Raw genomic sequence first — 1,938 nt, 5'->3', positions numbered from 1 at the left:
ATCCGGTACACATACGGATGAATCAGCATGGCAATCAGATACAACACCGCCAGTACGGCGAAACAGGCTGCAAACATCCCCAGTGCAGTGATCAATAACGTGGAAAAATCAAACCAGAATTCCGCTGTATTCGCACAGTACAGATCGATCGGAGCATACAGAAACAGCAGGAAACTGATGGCCAGGGATATGAAAATCCCCGGCATCAGCTGTCTGCCTGTTATCTTTTTTCTCACAGTATTTTTACTCACACTTATTCTCCCTGTCACATTGTTGCATTTCTTTCTAACGATTATACTCTCTTCCGGTAGCCTTCATGGTATTCCTGTCAAACGCATATCCCGTCTGCACATATTCCTGCATGTGATCCTCATCCAGAAAAGAATATTTTAAGAACCGGCGCTCCCTTACATCGCCTTCCTTCCAGTCGAAGGCGGCCGTGCTCTGCTTTCCGTCCAACAGACGTGTATATGCTTCCTGCAGATCTTCAAAGCTTATGGGTGCCTGTGAGATCTGCATGGTATCATGGGTTTCCCCCATGCCTTTTATCAACAGCAGCGGACACTGACGCATCCAGGCTTCCTCTCCGCTCTCATCTAGGCTTCCGTTGTATCCGTGATCCGCCATAATGATCAGCACCGTATTGTCATAAGCTCCACTTCCGCGCAGCTTCTCCACATAGTTCCCAGCCCCGGAGAGCACCGCCAGCATCGTCTGTTCATAAGTTCCTTCCTCTTCATCAATAATATTCATATTTTCATCATAGATGAAGGGGACATGGGCTCCATTCAAATGAATAAACTGGAATTTTGCCTGTGTATCCTGTTCACTGATCCCTCTTTGGTCCAGTTGACTCTTAAATATATGATCTTGCTGGCTGAAACTGTATTTTTCTTGTGCATTTTCCACTTTGACCAGTTCATCGATAGCCGCCATCTTGAAAATACATTTCTTCTTCAGTTCAAAAGGGGCATATCGGAATCCCACCAGTTTCAACAAAGGTTTTGCAAATCTGACATAGGAACTCAGTTCAAAATCCACCCGGTATACATTGCTGAACATCTGGGCTATCTCGTCATCCAGATAAAGTTCTTCATCATAAAACTCCATCCGGTATCCCCGTTCCTGTAATGTCCGGAACAGTGGAGATTCTCGGTACATCCGGCGCATATAATCTTCAAACGGTTCATCATTCTCGTACCATTCCCCTGACAAAATATAGGGTACGGCTCTCTCGGTACAGGAATACGCCCCTACGGTATTTTCAAAATAAGTAAAATCCTGAAACTCAGCTGCATATTCCGGATGTGTCTCCAGCAATTCTGCAAAAGTTCTGGAGTCCACGGTATCCAATACCAGAATTATAAAATTCTGTTCATCAGACATTACGAATTCGTTATCTCCGCCAAGCTGATAACGCGCTCTCTCCTGCAATGCCCCGCTGGTAAATACTACGCTGACTGCCGTGATCAACAGCATCAGGGTAAGTCCACCGCTCAGATACATTACGGTTCTGGAAAACAGATCTTTTTTCAGAAAAACGTACATAAGAACGACGATCAGCAAAGCAACACTCCAGAGGATCAGATCTTCTGTCCGCAGTATCGTATAATTCTCCCATTTGATGGTCGTTCCATCCAGCGGAGGCAGCTTGTCGATCATAAAATTGCCCTGGATATAGGTACAGATAAAAAGTGTCAGCCCTCCAGCCAGTGCGATCCGGTACACATACGGATGAATCAGCATGGCAATCAGATATAACACCATCAGTACAGCAAAACAGGCAGCGAACATCCCCAGTGCAGTGATCAATAACGTGGAAAAATCAAACCAGAATTCCGAAACATTCGCGCAGTACAGATCGACAGGTGCATATAAAAACAACAAAAAGCTGATAGCCAGGGATATGAAAATCCCCGGCATCAGCTGTCTGCCTGT

At 45.4% G+C, this 1,938-nt stretch carries 2 protein-coding genes; both read right to left on the bottom strand.

Annotated features, from left to right (window positions below; genetic code table 11):
- The coding region (locus tag DW835_RS17660; RefSeq protein WP_147353750.1) for a hypothetical protein at positions 1–251 on the bottom strand (251 nt) is incomplete at its 3' end.
- 34 nt (positions 252–285) lie between these two features.
- Positions 286–1,938: sulfatase-like hydrolase/transferase (locus tag DW835_RS17655; RefSeq protein ID WP_147353749.1), on the bottom strand; the 1,653-nt coding region annotated here is incomplete at its 5' end.

The sequence above is a fragment of the Clostridium sp. AM34-9AC genome (genome assembly GCF_003480225.1).
Lineage (GTDB): Bacteria > Bacillota > Clostridia > Lachnospirales > Lachnospiraceae > Acetatifactor > Acetatifactor acetigignens.
Note: the sequence above shows the minus strand (reverse complement) of the source record. Positions and strands in the feature narration are given on the sequence as shown.